The organism is Roseibium sp. FZY0029 (genome assembly GCF_036350355.1).
GTDB lineage: Bacteria > Pseudomonadota > Alphaproteobacteria > Rhizobiales > Stappiaceae > Roseibium.
On record NZ_JAZDVZ010000004.1, the window covers coordinates 220,445 to 235,383 of the forward strand.

At 60.4% G+C, this 14,939-nt stretch carries 15 protein-coding genes; 7 read left to right on the plus strand and 8 right to left on the minus strand.

The window, feature by feature from the left end; translation table 11 throughout:
* Positions 1 to 55 precede the first annotated feature (55 nt).
* From V1T76_RS12610 to V1T76_RS12630, 5 genes are all read right to left on the minus strand, one after another.
* Positions 56 to 838, minus strand: a complete 783-nt coding sequence (locus V1T76_RS12610) for a 3-hydroxybutyrate dehydrogenase (RefSeq protein WP_330561010.1) — start codon at positions 836 to 838, stop codon at positions 56 to 58.
* Positions 839 to 1,034: 196 nt separating this feature from the next.
* Positions 1,035 to 1,922 carry a 4-hydroxy-3-methylbut-2-en-1-yl diphosphate synthase gene (locus tag V1T76_RS12615; protein ID WP_330561011.1) on the minus strand — a complete coding sequence of 296 codons (888 nt, stop codon included), beginning with the start codon at positions 1,920 to 1,922 and terminating at the stop codon, positions 1,035 to 1,037.
* 104 nt (positions 1,923 to 2,026) lie between these two features.
* Positions 2,027 to 2,440 carry a hypothetical protein gene (locus V1T76_RS12620; protein WP_330561012.1) on the minus strand — a complete coding sequence of 138 codons (414 nt, stop codon included), beginning with the start codon at positions 2,438 to 2,440 and terminating at the stop codon, positions 2,027 to 2,029.
* A gap of 120 nt (positions 2,441 to 2,560) precedes the next feature.
* Positions 2,561 to 2,884 (minus strand): hypothetical protein, encoded by a 324-nt coding sequence (locus tag V1T76_RS12625; protein ID WP_330561013.1) that lies wholly within the window; start codon positions 2,882 to 2,884, stop codon positions 2,561 to 2,563.
* A 78-nt stretch (positions 2,885 to 2,962) separates the two neighbouring features.
* Positions 2,963 to 3,739 (minus strand): hypothetical protein, encoded by a 777-nt coding sequence (locus tag V1T76_RS12630; RefSeq protein ID WP_330561014.1) that lies wholly within the window; start codon positions 3,737 to 3,739, stop codon positions 2,963 to 2,965.
* Positions 3,740 to 3,962: 223 nt separating this feature from the next.
* Between V1T76_RS12630 and ispG the strand changes: the two genes are divergently transcribed.
* From ispG to V1T76_RS12645, 3 genes are read left to right on the plus strand one after another with little or no spacing between them, the layout of a single operon-like run.
* Entirely contained in the window at positions 3,963 to 5,222 is a 1,260-nt protein-coding gene (ispG, locus tag V1T76_RS12635; protein WP_330561015.1) for a flavodoxin-dependent (E)-4-hydroxy-3-methylbut-2-enyl-diphosphate synthase, read from the plus strand.
* A gap of 21 nt (positions 5,223 to 5,243) precedes the next feature.
* Entirely contained in the window at positions 5,244 to 6,140 is an 897-nt protein-coding gene (gene pdxY, locus V1T76_RS12640) for a pyridoxal kinase (protein WP_330561016.1), read from the plus strand.
* Positions 6,133 to 6,870, plus strand: coding sequence for a DUF429 domain-containing protein (locus tag V1T76_RS12645; RefSeq protein ID WP_330561017.1), 738 nt, complete (start codon positions 6,133 to 6,135; stop codon positions 6,868 to 6,870). The genes pdxY and V1T76_RS12645 overlap by 8 nt, the downstream gene beginning before the upstream one ends.
* Before the next feature lie 110 nt (positions 6,871 to 6,980).
* Here the strand turns inward: V1T76_RS12645 and V1T76_RS12650 are convergent, their stop codons facing one another.
* A complete protein-coding gene (locus V1T76_RS12650; protein ID WP_330561018.1) occupies positions 6,981 to 8,027 on the minus strand; it encodes a DNA topoisomerase IB in 1,047 nt (348 codons plus the stop codon).
* 324 nt (positions 8,028 to 8,351) lie between these two features.
* On the opposite strand from V1T76_RS12650, the gene queC reads away from it, so the two are divergent.
* The 4 genes from queC to queF all read left to right on the plus strand — a co-directional run bounded on the left by queC (position 8,352) and on the right by queF (position 10,854).
* Complete coding sequence (queC, locus tag V1T76_RS12655) at positions 8,352 to 9,041, plus strand: 7-cyano-7-deazaguanine synthase QueC (protein WP_330561019.1); 690 nt, start codon at positions 8,352 to 8,354, stop codon at positions 9,039 to 9,041.
* Positions 9,034 to 9,417, plus strand: coding sequence for a 6-carboxytetrahydropterin synthase QueD (gene queD / locus V1T76_RS12660; protein WP_330561020.1), 384 nt, complete (start codon positions 9,034 to 9,036; stop codon positions 9,415 to 9,417). Before queC ends, queD begins: the two co-directional genes overlap by 8 nt.
* Complete coding sequence (gene queE / locus V1T76_RS12665; protein ID WP_330561021.1) at positions 9,414 to 10,142, plus strand: 7-carboxy-7-deazaguanine synthase QueE; 729 nt, start codon at positions 9,414 to 9,416, stop codon at positions 10,140 to 10,142. Before queD ends, queE begins: the two co-directional genes overlap by 4 nt.
* A gap of 244 nt (positions 10,143 to 10,386) precedes the next feature.
* The gene (gene queF / locus V1T76_RS12670; protein WP_330561022.1) at positions 10,387 to 10,854 is read left to right on the plus strand and encodes a preQ(1) synthase; all 468 of its coding nucleotides are present in this window, start codon (positions 10,387 to 10,389) and stop codon (positions 10,852 to 10,854) included.
* 357 nt (positions 10,855 to 11,211) lie between these two features.
* Here queF and V1T76_RS12675 read toward each other — a convergent pair whose 3' ends face one another.
* Both V1T76_RS12675 and V1T76_RS12680 read right to left on the minus strand, forming a co-directional pair.
* Positions 11,212 to 11,811 carry a hypothetical protein gene (locus V1T76_RS12675; protein WP_330561023.1) on the minus strand — a complete coding sequence of 200 codons (600 nt, stop codon included), beginning with the start codon at positions 11,809 to 11,811 and terminating at the stop codon, positions 11,212 to 11,214.
* A gap of 185 nt (positions 11,812 to 11,996) precedes the next feature.
* The gene (locus V1T76_RS12680) at positions 11,997 to 14,789 is read right to left on the minus strand and encodes a bifunctional aconitate hydratase 2/2-methylisocitrate dehydratase (RefSeq protein WP_330561024.1); all 2,793 of its coding nucleotides are present in this window, start codon (positions 14,787 to 14,789) and stop codon (positions 11,997 to 11,999) included.
* Between the last annotated feature and the right edge of the window lie 150 nt (positions 14,790 to 14,939).

Sequence of the window (14,939 nt, forward strand, 5' to 3'; positions counted from 1 at the left end):
AAGGCTTCGGTGGAGGTCGCGGGCGGGCAACTGCCCGCGCCGCGAGAAGCGCGGATCAGTGCGCAGTCCAGCCGCCATCGATGGGCAGGATAGCTCCGGTGATCGACGCGGCCGCGTCGGAGCACAGGAACACCGCATAGGCTGCCACCTGCTCGATGGTTACGAACTGTTTGGTCGGCTGCGCGGCCAGCATGACATCGTTCTTGACCTGCTCTTCGGTCATGTTGCGCGCCTTCATGGTGTCGGGGATCTGGGCTTCCACCAGCGGTGTCCAGACATAGCCCGGGCAGATGGCATTGACCGTAATGCCCTGCTGCGCAACTTCCAACGCCACTGTTTTGGTGAGGCCGGCAATGCCGTGCTTGGCCGCCACATAGGCGGACTTGTACGGAGAAGCGACAAGTGCGTGGGCGGAAGCGGTGTTGACGATCCGGCCCCAACCTTTGGACTTCATGCCGGGCAGCGCGGCCCGGATCGTGTGGAAGGCGGACGTCAGGTTGATGGCGATGATCGCGTCCCACTTTTCAACCGGGAACTCATCGACCGGTGACACGAACTGGATACCCGCGTTGTTGACCAGGATATCGACCCCGCCGAATTCCTTTTCCGCATCGGCGATCATGCCGGCGATCTCGTCGCCCTTCAACATGTTGGCCGGCGAATAGGTGCACCGCACGCCAAAGTCGGCCTCGATGGCGGCGCGGGTCTTCTCAATCTCGTCCTGATCACCCAGCCCGTTGATAACGACGTTGGCGCCTTTTTCCGCAAAAGCGCGTGCATAGCCGAGACCGATGCCCGAGGTGGATCCGGTAATGACGGCAGTTTTATTGGCAAGCATTTGGGGTCTCCCTTGATCGGCGGACAACCAGCCGGAACGGCCCGGTCTTCCGCAAACGGATCTTTGAAAAGCGTAGAGGCCTCATTCATTCCACGCGATAGAAGGAGGCATCCGTACTGAAATTTCGGGACCACATTCGACCAGTTATCGCCGCACCGCAACATCGGAATAATGAATTTTCATCCATGCGGGGTCCTCAGCGTCTGTCCATGCGCTGTGCACCGTCGAGGGCCTTGCGCGCCCGCTCCCGCGCCGCGTCCTTTTGCGCTTCAGCCCTGGAAAGGTCTTCCTGTCTGAGACCAAGCTGCGTGGCAAAGCGTTCGCGGATCAGGCCGTAGAAAGTCGCGTGCAGACTGGCGAATGCCCACACCAGGATCAGCATGGTGCCCATCGGAAAGACCGCCGACCGGATCTGCTGCCACAGCACGCTGGCAGGCATCAATCCATCGCTGACGCCAAGCACGACCGCCCAGATGCCGACCAGGAACCCTGCAAGCAGGCTCATCACCAGCGCCGCAAAAGCCATGGCCCAGCCAAGCCCGGACGTTGCCCGCCAACTTTCCTTGAGCGTTAGCGGATCATCCACCGCCGATGCCGGCAGCACCACGGAAAACCGTTGCACCACCATCAACGCAATGAACGGTGCTAGAAAAAGGAGCAGCAAGCCGAGGCCCGCCGTTACCGCGGCCAATAGCAGCGAAACGATCACAAGCGGCAGCAGCGACAGAGCCCCGATCAGCGCAAGTATGATCATGTTGAAAATGACCCGGATGTTGCGCGCCCCGAAGGTGACCGGAAAATCCCGCGCGTCGATCAGAATGCGCCGCACATAGGCAATGGCAATGGAAAAGCCGACAAGCAGATTGGCAATGGCTGCCAGCGCCCTGAGCGCGCCCTCATCTGCGGCGGCGACCGGCTCGGTCATGTAGGAAACGGTCTTGAAGCCGCTTTCCGGCATCAGTGACCCGCCAATGGCGAAATTCAGGGCGACCAGAAGCAGGATATAGGCCCAGCCGGTTTTCAGAAGCGTCCCGAAATTGTGCTGCGCCAACGACAGCGAACGTTCCAGAACGGTGAAAAACATGGTCAGCTCCGGTTGCTTGCAACGGCCGCAGGATACGCGATTCAGGCCGGCGCACCAGCCCTGCCGACCACTCCATGGGCGCCGCTCCGAGCCCTGTTAGCTCATCATCCAGACACGCGCGACATTTCTGCGGCGTCGGGCGTTTTCAGCGTTGAGATTTTATAGGCAGCGGATACGACAGCCACCGTAAAGAGCACAAGACTAGCCAACAGCGACGACTTGGCAATCAGAAAAGCGACCAAGACCGGAAATCCATACTCGGATTTATCAATGAATTGAAACACTTCCACATAATACAATCCTGGAAAGAGTCCAAAAACGAGCCAGTAAGGCATTGCCAATACGCAGATTGCGAGCGTCATCGGCCAGCCAAATCCTGCCCCCTGACGCCAAAAAGAACCCGATTGCTGCTCGGCACTCCAAACGAATGCGGGCATGACGAATGCGAGCCGCAGCAAGATTGGCGATACTAAAAACAAGACCAAACCCAAAAAAATCACAGGAAAAACAAATCCCATGAACTGGATGCTCCCCAAATCATAGAACGGAAGCAAAATTGAGTTGAAGTAGTCCGGATGACCGGTAGAAAAAGTCGCCCATTCCACGAAATTCAGAATGGTTAGGCCTGAAAAATTTCGTCAAAGAAGCAAGATTGCCACTGCTATTACTGAAACCGCACCGCAGGCCAAAAAACCTGCAACACTGTTTGAAACAGGCCTTTGAGCGACTTTCCGTAACCAGGCGTATTGAAGTACTGCAAGAACAATGCAGCAGCCAACAAAAAAGGAAGCATCGAAATAGTTATAGAATATCGATGAACCAACGCTTTGCGTTACAACGGAAAAATATTCATATTCATTTCTCTGAAAACCAAATAGCGAAAGCAAAAGAACAAAAACAAGAGAGAAGAGCTTATTCCTGACAATTAAAACAACTGCGCCTTGAAAAACATCTTTGACCATTTCGAGCCCCGGAATTGGATAAACCTAATCAACGACCTGACTCTGCGAAGTCCTGAAGCATAAGCGGCCGTCGGCAATTCAAGCCGCCTCAGCCGGCCGTTCCATCGCGATCCGGTAACCCGCCGTCAGGATCGAGATGCCTAGCACCGTGACGATGATCTGCACCAGCACGTTCAGCACCAGGATCTTCATCTGGATGAGGGCTGCCGGAAGGCCTCCGGACAAAAGACCAAGGACATATTGCAGCCCCTCGCCAACGACGACAAAAGGCAGGATCAGGATGAGCGCAGCCAGGAACATCGGCATGCCGAGGCCCTTTCCGAACTGAAGCATCTGACTGAAGCCGAGCGGTCGCTCGACGGCAACGGCCGGCAGGCTGAGGTTCAGGCGGAACAGAAACGGGGCGAGGACGAAAACCGCGACGATCCACAGCACCACCGTCAAGGCGGTGCTTTTGAACAGGCTCGACAGCACGCCGATCACCAACCCCGCAGGCAGCACGACAACCACTGCGGCCAGCGACAGCAGAAGCATTTGCCCGATGAAGCGGAACTCGACAGCGCCAACGCGAAAGTGCAGGGGCCCCGGCCGCTCGTTCAGCAGACCGAACCGGTGCCAAGCGACCGAAATGGATGCGGACGACAGCAGCGCAATCACCATGGTCGTCAGCAGCAGCAGGACCGTCGTTCCGGAGATATCCTCAGGCGCGGTCGCCGCGTCGATGTTCGCGCCATTCGCCAGAATGAAGAGGGACAGCACAAACTGCAGGAGAAACCAGCCACCACAAACCTTGAACACGGTTTCCAGATTGCCAAAGACAATGGAAACAGAGTCCGACAGCAACCGTTTCAACATGCAGCACCCTCCACAACAAGACGGCCGACGGTTAGGGCCGGCCCATGCAAGCTCATAGCGGGCTGAAAACCATGTGGCAACGTCCGCGAGCCTGAAGATCGACCTGCCTTTGCCGCGGCTCTGCCATTGCCCTTTTTTGCCGCACGCCCTAATCATGCGCTGGAAAGTCGGCCCCAGTTCCCTCATATGAGGGGCAAACGCTCAAAACCTGTTGGTTCCTGTGATGATCGATGATTTCGCGAAAGCCCTGCCCCGCCGCTCCTCCGTCGGTGTGAAGGTCGGCGATGTGATGGTCGGCGGCGATGCGCCCATCGTGGTGCAATCCATGACCAATACCGACACGGCGGATGCCGATGCCACCGTTGCACAGGTGGCGGCCCTTGCCCGCGCCGGATCTGAAATCGTCCGCATCACCGTGGACCGCGCGGAAGCCGCCGCCCAGGTGCCGCGGATCAAGGAACGGCTGGAGCGGATCGGCATCACGGTGCCGCTGGTCGGTGACTTCCACTACATCGGCCACAAGCTGCTGACCGACTATCCCGATTGCGCCGCAGCTCTCGACAAGTACCGCATCAACCCGGGCAACGTCGGCTTCAAGGCAAAGCGCGACACGCAATTCTCGCAGATCATCGATATCGCGCAGAAATACGACAAGGCGGTCCGGATCGGCGTCAACTGGGGTTCGCTCGACCAGGAGCTTCTGACGAAGCTGATGGACGAGAATGCCGAAAGTGCAAATCCGGTGTCGGCAGCGGCCGTCATGCGCGAAGCGATCATCCAGTCCGGGCTCCTGTCGGCCGAGCGCGCCGAGGGCCTTGGCATGGGCCGCGACAAGATCATCCTCTCGGCCAAGGTCAGCCAGGTACAGGACCTGATCGCCGTTTATGCCGATCTCGCCCGCCGTTGCGACTACGCCCTGCATTTGGGGCTGACCGAGGCCGGCATGGGCACCAAGGGTATCGTTTCCTCCGCTGCGTCCATGGGTATCCTTTTGCAGCAGGGCATCGGCGACACCATCCGCGTGTCGCTGACGCCGGAACCGGGCGGCGACCGCACCCGCGAGGTGCAGGTGGCGCAGGAGCTGTTGCAGGTGATGGGCTTCCGTGCCTTCGTGCCGGTGGTGGCCGCCTGCCCCGGCTGTGGCCGTACCACGTCCACGGTCTTCCAGGAACTGGCCCAGGACATCCAGGGCCATATCCGCGATTCCATGCCCAAGTGGCGCGAGCAGTATCCGGGTGTCGAAAGCCTCAACGTTGCGGTGATGGGCTGCATCGTCAATGGCCCGGGCGAATCCAAACATGCCGACATCGGCATTTCCCTTCCCGGCACCGGAGAGACCCCCTCCGCCCCCGTTTTCATCGACGGCGAGAAGGTCATGACCCTGCGCGGACCCGGCATTGCCGATGAGTTCAAGCAGATGGTTCTGGACTATATCGAAAAGCGCTTCGGCACCGGCAGCAAGTCGTCGTCCGACGCCGCCTGACCCCAGAAGGAACACGACCCCATGATGCAGCCGGGCGCTCCCGAGCCACAGAAAAAGCCGGTTCTGGTGATCACGTCGCAGGTGGTCCGTGGCGGTATCAGCGGACGCGGACTGACCTTCGCGCTGGAGCGTATCGGCCACGATGTCTGGTTTCTGCCGACCATCCTGCTGCCGTGGCATCCCGGACAGGGCAAGGGCAAACGCATTGTCGCCCCTGCCGCCGACTTCGCCGCGATTGTGGAAGATCTGGCGTCTTCTCCGAAACTGGCGGAAGTGGGTGCGGTCATTTCCGGTTATCTGGGCGATCCCGAACAGGCAGGCCCCATCGCCTCGCTCATCAAGGCGGTCAAGGCACACAATCCGGAAGCGCCTTACCTGTGCGACCCGGTGATGGGCGACGAACACGACGGCAATGGCAATCTTTATGTGCCCACGGCAACGGCCGAAGCAATCCGCGACCAGCTGGTACCGCTGGCCGATGTCGTGACACCCAACGCCTTCGAGCTCGGCTGGCTGACGGGCTGCGAAATCGAAAGTGAACCGCAAGCTCTTGCCGCCGCCCGCAGCCTTGGGAACGAGCGCGTGATGGTGACCTCGTCCCCAGCCCTGCGCCGCAACGCCATTGCCAATCTTCTGGCAGGCCCGCGCGGTGCCGTTGCCGCCGAACATGCCGCCATCGCCAATCCGCCGCACGGCACCGGAGACCTGATCGCAGGCCTGTTCCTGTCCAACCTTCTGGCCGGACAAAACGACGAGGAAGCCCTGAAACGCGCGTCGGCCTCCGTTTTCGAACTGGTCGCCCGCAGCGTGCGCAAGGGAGCGGACGAACTGCTGTTTGCCGAGGAGCAGAACTCCGTGGTGAAGGCAATGGCGCTCGTCACCTCGCGCCGGGTTCTGGAAGCAAAGGCCCGTGCCTGACGGGTCAGGCACATGGGTTGCCGGTGTTGACGGCTGCAAGGCCGGCTGGGTGGCGATCATCCGCAATCTTGATGCTCCTACCGATCCGAAACTGATTGTCGTCCCGGCTTTCGCGGATATCGTCGGCTACACCCCGCAGCTTTCCACCATAGCCGTCGACATGCCCATTGGCTTGCCGGACCGCATCGGCCCTGGCGGCCGCGGACCGGAAAAGGCCGCCCGCAAACATCTGGGCATGCGCCAATCCTCTGTCTTCACGGTGCCTTCCCGGGCCGCCGTTTACGAAGACGAGTACCTGAAGGCCTGCGCCACGGCGCTCGAGACGTCCGACCCGCCGAAAAAAGTCTCCAAGCAATGTTTCTTCCTGTTTCCGAAGATACGGGAAATCGACGCCCTGATGTCGCCCGAGCTGGAGACGCGTGTCCATGAGGTTCACCCGGAACTTGCCTTCTGGCGCCTCAACGGCGAGGCGGAAATGAGCCTGCCCAAGAAGGTCAAGAGCCGCGCCAACCCGGCTGGCCTCGACCAACGCCGTGACTTGCTGGTGTCAAAAGGGTTGCCGAAGGACTTCCTCGATCAAGCCCCGCCGCGCGGTTGTGGCGGCGACGACCTTCTGGATGCCGCCGCCAACAGCCTGATTGCCGAGCGGATCCTTCGGGGAGCCGCGGAACCGTTTCCGAAAGAGTATCGCCGCGACGAGCGCGGGCTGCGAATGGCAATCTGGGCGTGATGCGAAAGGTCTGAAGCCAACGCGGGAAGGGCGTTTTCCGTGTGATCAGCTTTCCAGAAAGCCCGCTCGCGAAACCGCAATAGTTTGACCGTTCAGATGTTTGAAGTTTTCTACAGCCCACCGCTGAACCGCTCCAGAAACCCGAGCACCCGCCCCTCGGCAGCCCTCAGGCCCGCTCTGGTCTGGTCCTGACGAGCGAACCATTTTGCGCTCGCGGGCAGTGCGTCCTCTGAAAGCGCGATAACGGCGGGATGAATGTAGCTCGACCGGCTGATCGCCGGTGTGTTGGAAAGAACTTCCGCAGATGCTTCTGCCATGGCCCGGATGGTGGGGCGGCCGCCTTCGCAAATCGCCTCGTGGGCCACATCGTAAGCCGCCACGCTGCCCGCCCAAGTCCGGAACGTCTTCGCCGTGACGTCGAGTTCTGTCACCTCGGCCAGATACGCATTCAGCCGACCGGAATCCACGGGTCGAAGCTGGTCATCCCCGTCCCGCCACGCAAAAAGCTGGCGGCCCGGCAAATCGGAAATTTCCTCAAGGACACGGCTGAGACGAGGGTGACGCAAGCGACGCCGCACCCGTTTGCCGCCCTTGCCGGTAAAATCAAGCTCTAGCCGATCACCTTTCAATCTTAAATGCCGTTTCAGAAGCGTCGTTGCACCATAGCTGCCGTTTTCCTCCGCATAGGCCCGGTTGCCGACACGAAGATGTGCGCGGTCGAGAAGCATGCACAGCGCGGCCAGCACCGTCCGCTCCTCCGTGGCGTCGCCTTCAAGGTCCTTCAGCACCCGTCGCCGAAGACGCGGCAGGGCGTTGCCGAAGGCGGCCAACTGCTCGAACTTGTTGTGGGTGCGAAAGGTCTGCCAGTCTGAGTGATATCGGTACTGCTTGCGCCCGCGGGCATCAAGGCCCGTTGCCTGAAGATGGCCGTTTGCTTGCGAGCAAATCCAGACGCTCTCATAGGCGGGTGGCAGTCCCAAGCTCTTGATCCGCTGGAGCTCCGCCGCTTCCCGCAAAAGACCGCCGTCCGGCAGGTGATACGAAAATCCGCGACCCCGACGTACACGGCGGATCCCCGGTTCGCTGTCGCTGACATAGACCAGCCCGATGGCGCCGACCTGCGCGGCGGGATCACCGGGATCGAAATGCGCGTTCATGGCCGTTTGCTCCCCTTGGCGCGCCAACTGCGTTCCCGTCTCACGCGCAGGAAACCGCATGGGCCACTGACCGTCCGTCCGGATGACAGTGACACCTCATCCTCAAGGTAACCCGCTTGCGAAGGGAAGGTTCCGGAGACCGGAGCGCCGCACAAACGGGCGCAGCTGCGCACCGAGAGGAGAATTCCCGGCGCCTCACCCTTCCCTTTTCGCAAAAACCTGTTAAAACGCGCGCCGTTCCCCACAAGGGAACCACCGGTCGCAGCCTACCCGGTGACGAGCGTCTCAACGGGCGTTCAACAGCGAAAACAAGGGACCACATCGTTGAAAACACTTGTCATCTGTTCCGGCGGAATGGATTCCGTCACCCTTGCGCACAAGGTTGCGCGAGAACATGAGCTGATCGGCCTCGTTTCTTTCGACTATGGCCAGCGCCACAAGAAGGAGCTGGACTACGCGAAGGCCTGTGCCGATGAGCTGAAAACCGAGCATATCCTGATCGACATTTCCAATATCGGCCGCCAGCTCACGGGCTCGGCGCTGACCGACAATCTGGACGTGCCGGACGGGCACTATGCCGAGGAAACCATGAAGATCACCGTTGTGCCGAACCGCAACGCGATCATGCTTTCCATTGCCTTTGGCATTGCCAGCGCGCGCGGTGCCGAGGCGGTCGCAACCGCCGTTCACGGCGGCGACCACTTCATCTATCCGGACTGCCGTCCGGCCTTCACCGAAAGCTTCGAGACCATGCAGCGCCACGCGCTGGAAGGCATGGGCGAGATCAGCCTCTATACGCCTTACGTCCACACCTCCAAGGCGGATATCGCCGCCGAGGGACTGAAGCTCGGCGTCGACTACCGAAAGACCTGGTCCTGCTACAAGGGCGGCGAGGTTCACTGCGGGCGCTGCGGTACCTGCGTGGAACGGCGCGAAGCCTTTCACCTGGCCGGCGGCATCGACCCGACGGTTTACGCCGACGAAGCGTTCTGGAAGGAGGCGTGCAATGTTTAGGATCACCAAGGAATTCCATTTCTCCGCCAGCCACCAGATCCTGGGCCTGGGAGAAGACCACCCCTGCGCCCGCCTGCATGGCCACAACTACGTGGTCGAGGTGGAACTGATGTCGGAAGAGCTGAACGGCATCGGCTTCGTGCGCGATTATCGCGAACTCTCCGAGTTCAAGCGCTTCATCGACGACACGCTCGACCACCGGCACCTGAACGATGTGCTTGGCAACGATTGCGTGACCGCCGAAACCATGGCGCGCTTCTTCTACAACTGGTGCCGCCAGCGCTGGCCGGAAACCTCGGCGGTGCGCGTCAAGGAAACACCGAAGACCTGCGCCGAATTCCGTCCCCTCGTCTATCCGGGGGCACGGGCGGCATGAGCATCGAACAGATCCGGGTCAGCGAGATATTCGGCCCCACCATTCAGGGGGAAGGCGCTCTGATTGGCCAACCCACCGTGTTCGTGCGCACCGGCGGCTGCGATTACCGATGCTCCTGGTGCGACACGCTGCATGCGGTCGACAGCGCCCATCGGGACGAATGGTGCCCGATGACGCCGCAAGCCATTCTGATGCAGGTGGAGATCCTGTCCGGCGGCAATCCGCTGACCATATCCCTTTCCGGCGGCAATCCCGCGATCCAGCCACTCGGCAGCCTGATAACGCTCGGCCGCAAGGAAGGCTATCGCTTCGCGCTGGAGACACAGGGCAGCCTGGCAAAAGACTGGTTTACCGATCTTGATGTCCTGACGCTGAGCCCAAAACCGCCCTCCTCCGGCATGACGACCGACTGGCAGCGCCTGGCCGAATGCGTCGAGGCGGCAGGACCGGAGACGCAGACAGTGCTGAAGGTCGTCGTCTTCGATGAGGCGGATTATGCCTTCGCACGGGACGTCTCAGACCGCTACCCGCAGCTCAGCTGCTTCCTGCAACCGGGCAACCATACGCCGCCGGCGGCAACCGACACCGATGCCACCATAGACATGTCCGGCATCATGGAACGTATGCGCTGGCTGGTGGACCGGGTCACCTCCGACAGATGGTACGCAGCCACCGTCCTGCCTCAGCTTCACACCATGATCTGGGGCAATTTGCGGGGGGTGTAGCAAGCTCTCCTGTTGCCCCCCTCATCCTGAGGAGCCGCGGCAGCGGCGTCTCGAAGGATGGGGGGCACGCACAGAACAAGCGGCCCATCCTTCGAGACGGACCTGAAAGTCCTCCTCAGGATGAGGGCGCAGGGACGCGAAAGCCCGAAGTCGGGTCTTTGCGAGCTCATTCAGGAACACGGAGCCCATCCACCGACAGCGCAGAAGCGCGTCCGTAGAACGGGTTCGAATTCAGGAGACAGTCATGTCCGACAAGAGCATCTACGAGAACCTGACCCAGCTTGGGTCGTCCACCGAACTTCCGGGCGATCCGGACAAGGCGGTTCTGGAAAAAGTGCCGAACCCGCAGGCAGGCACCGGCTATATGGTTCGGTTCGTCGCACCGGAATTCACCTCGCTCTGCCCGATCACCGGCGCACCGGATTTCGCCCACCTGGTGATCGACTACGTCCCGCGCGATTTTCTGGTGGAGAGCAAGTCGCTGAAACTGTTCCTCGGCTCCTTCCGCAACCACGGCGCCTTCCATGAGGACTGTACGGTCTCCATCGGCAAACGCCTGGTCGACCTGCTTGATCCCGAGTGGCTTCGCATCGGCGGCTACTGGTATCCACGCGGCGGCATCCCCATCGATGTCTTTTATCAGACCGGTCCGGCCCCGGACGGCGTCTGGATCCCCGACCAGGGCGTTGCCCCCTATCGCGGGCGCGGCTAAGGCAAGCTGGGCTAGTTCCGCCGATACGGCGATCCCGAGGTCCGGGCAGGAATTCTGCCCAATCGATCAACGCCAGACGTCGCCCCACCTGGAAGTGTCACCGCCGGCCGAGCATCGCGAGACTAGGGCCCCACTCATTTCCAGAGCCTCACAACTTGTCCAAGACCCAAAGCGACTGCCTCAACGCAATGGAGTTTTTCGAACGCGCCGCGATCGGGAATGGATCCCGGGTCAAGCCCGGGACGACATCTGCGGGCAGGGAGAGCCTCGCTTGCCAGAAACACCTGTTGCTCCGAACAAGAGACCGACCGACAGGTACACCCGCCGACCGCACCACGATCCATCCGCCTGGCTGCCTTACTCCGGCACCGGCAGGTTTAATCCCGTCGCTTTTTCGATCTCCTGGGTGGTCACCATCTCGAACGACGGCGCCTTGGTGTCGTAGATCGCCTTGACGATGAAATCGTCACTCCGGCGGACAAAGTAGGTATAGCGGTTTTCCGTGACCATGCCCTGGCTGACGGTGATATCCGCTGCGACCACCTCCACGGCCTCACCGTCCAGCTCCTCCTCGCCGCATGTCGCATTACGAATGGTGGCCGCGTTTGTCTCCTTGTCGGCGCGCGCCTGCTCCGCGTTCTGGCTCGTATCCATCTCGCGGATCTTTTCCCAGGTCGACCCCTGGTCGGCGGATTGATAGAGCACGTTGCCATACCCCAACACCCACGGGCCTTCCGGCGAGGTCGGCACCGTCAGGTAGTGATCCTGCGACAGATAGAAGAAGTCGTTGGTAGTCGGTGGTGCGCCCTTGAAGGCGGTGGTCACCTGGGTCTTGGTTGGCGTCGTCTGGTCGAGCTGCAGATAAAGCTCCGTGAAACGATCCTGACACGGATCTGCCAGAGCCCCCTGGATCGATCCGGCGAGAAGAAAAACAACTGCGGGCAAGCGGCACGTCATGAAAGCCCCCGTGAAATCACTTCGAGAAATCGGCCGCAATTCCCGGCCGTCTCCATGGAACACGTTTTCCCGCCGCCGGACAATGCCCCACGCTTTCAACGCCGCAAACAAAGCGGGGCCGCCCGATCGGCATCGATCGGACGGCCCCAGGTTTCATCTGCGTTCCTGATGAACTCAGCGAGCTCTTAGAAATGTACCGACTGTGCGTCGAGCGGCTTCTGGTTCGGCGGTGCGAACTTGGTCAGATCGATCCCTTCGACAGCTGCCTTGTATTCCTCAAGGCTCGGCGTGCGTCCGAGAATGGCCGACAGAACCACGACCGGCGTCGAGGCCAGCAGGGATTCGCCCTTCTTCTCGGAGGAATCTTCCACGACGCGGCCCTTGAAGAGACGCGTGGAAGTCGCCAGCACCGTGTCGCCCTTGGCGGCCTTTTCCTGGTTGCCCATGCAGAGGTTGCAGCCCGGACGCTCCAGATAGAGAATGTTCTCGTATTCGGTGCGGGCCGTGTTCTTCGGCGCGCTGTCGTCGAATTCGAAGCCGGAATATTTCTGCAGAATGCTCCAGTCACCCTCTTCCTTGAGCTCATCGATGATGTTGTAGGTCGGCGCGGCCACCACGAGCGGTGCCTTGAACTCGACCTTCTCGCCAGCCTTCTCCAGGTTCTTCAGCATCTGGGCGACGATCTTGACGTCACCCTTGTGCACCATGCAGGAGCCGACGAAGCCCAGATCGACCTTCTTCTCGCCGCGGTAATGGGAAACCGGGCGGATCGTGTCGTGGGTGTACCGCTTGGAGACATCCGCGTTATTGACGTCCGGGTCGGCGATCATCGGTTCATCGATAAGGTCCAGATCCACCACGACTTCCGCGAAATATTTCGCGTTGTCGTCCGGCTTCAGGGCCGGCTTCTCGCCGGAGCGGATTTCAGCAATGCGCTTGTCCGCCTTGTCGATCAGGCCCTGCAGAACCTTGCTGGCATTGTCCATGCCCTTGTCGATCATGATCTGGATACGGCTCTTGGCGATTTCCAGGGATTCGATCAGCGTATCGTCGTTGGAAATGCAGATGGAGGCCTTGGCCTTCATTTCCGCTGTCCAGTCGGTGAAGGTGAACGCCTGGTCGGCGAGCAGCGTGCCGATATGAACCTCGATGATCCGGCCCTGGAAGACGTTGTCGCCGCACTGCTTCAGCATCTGGGCCTGGGTGGCATGAACCACATCACGGAAGTCCATGTAGTCCTTCATGGAGCCCTTGAAGGTAACCTTCACCGATTCGGGGATCGGCATGGTTGCTTCACCCGTGGCCAGTGCCAGTGCGACCGTGCCCGAATCCGCGCCGAAGGCAACGCCCTTGGACATGCGGGTATGGCTGTCGCCGCCGATGATGATGGCCCAGTCGTCCACTGTGATATCGTTCAGCACCTTGTGGATCACATCCGTCATCGGATGATAGACACCCTTCGGGTCGCGCCCGGTAATCACTCCAAACCGGTGCATGAAGCTCATCAGCTTCGGAGTGTTGGCCTGTGCCTTCAGGTCCCAGACCGACGCCGTGTGGCAACCGGACTGGTAGGCGCCGTCGACGGTCGGTGAAATCACCGTTGCCGCCATGGCTTCCAGTTCCTGGGCAGTCATCAGGCCGGTGGTGTCCTGGGAACCGACGATGTTGACCTTCACACGAACATCGGAACCGGCATGCAGCACCTTGCCTTCCGCAACCCCGACGGCGTTGCGGTTGAAGATCTTTTCAACCGCCGTCAGGCCCTGGCCTTCGTGCGACACTTCCTTGTTGGGGGCAAACACCGGCGGCGTCTCGATGCCGAGGGTCTCGGCGGCAAAGCTCTGCAGCTTCTTGCCGAAAACGATGGCGTAGGAACCGCCGGCCTTCATGAACTCGACCTTCTGCGGGGTCAGCGCGGAAGAAACATCGGCCAGCTCTTCGTCGCCGGCGTCGTTGTAGAGCTTTTTGGTCTTGGTGTTGATGGTCAGCACCGTGCCGGTCTCGACGGAATATTTCTGCTCCAGAACCGGGCTGTCGTCATTGTTCAGGATCGGCTTGCCGTTTTCGTCCAGCTTCTTGACCCAGTTCTTCAGGTCAATACCGATGCCGCCGGTCACGCCGACGGTGGTCAGGAAGATCGGCGAAATGCCGTTGGTTCCGGCAACGACCGGAGCAATGTTGACGAACGGCACATAGGGGCTTGCCTGCTTGCCGGTCCAAAGTGCCACGTTGTTGACACCGGACATGCGTGAGGAGCCGACGCCCATGGTGCCCTTTTCGGCGATCAGCATGACGCGCTTGCCCGGGTGCTGCAGTTTCAGCGCCTCGATTTCCTTCTGCGCCGCTTCCGAAATCATGCACTTGCCGTGCAGCTCACGGTCGGAGCGCGAATGCGCCTGGTTGCCGGGAGAAAGAAGGTCGGTGGAAATATCGCCTTCGGCGGCAACATATGTAACGACCTTGATTTCCTCGTCCACGTCCGGAAGCTTGGTGAAGAATTCGGCCTGGGCGTAGCTTTCCAGAATGTCCCTGGCAACTTCGTTGCCGGCTTCATAGGCGGCCTTCAGCCGGTCCGTGTCGGCATCGTAGAGGAAGACCTGGGTCTTCAGCACTTCGGCCGCGTCCCGGGCGATCTGCGGATCGTCGCCAAGCGCCAGATCCAGAAGAACCTCGACGGAGGGCCCGCCCTTCATGTGTGACAGAAGCTCAAGCGCAAAAGCCGGGGTGATCTCGTCAACGACAGACGTGCCGAGAACGATCTCCTTCAGGAACTGCGCTTTCACACCGGCCGCGCTCGTGGTGCCCGGCAGCGTGTTGTAGATGAAAAACTTGAGCGACTCTTGTCGGTGCTTGTGACCGGTATCCTTGATCTGGGCGACGATCTCTTCGACAAGTGCACCGTCTTCGATAGGCTTGGGATGCAGACCCTGCTCTTTACGGGTCTCGATCTCTTTCAGGTAGTCTTCATACAAGCTCATGGTGGTCCCGGCGTCCTCGGTTTGGATCAGGCTTGAACTCCGGTTCGCAGTCGAACTGACGCTCCGGAACAAACTGGCTGAGCGGCGTTTTAATTCAGTATACAATGGTATGCAATATCTTCCCATCCAATAAATGATGCCTATATACTG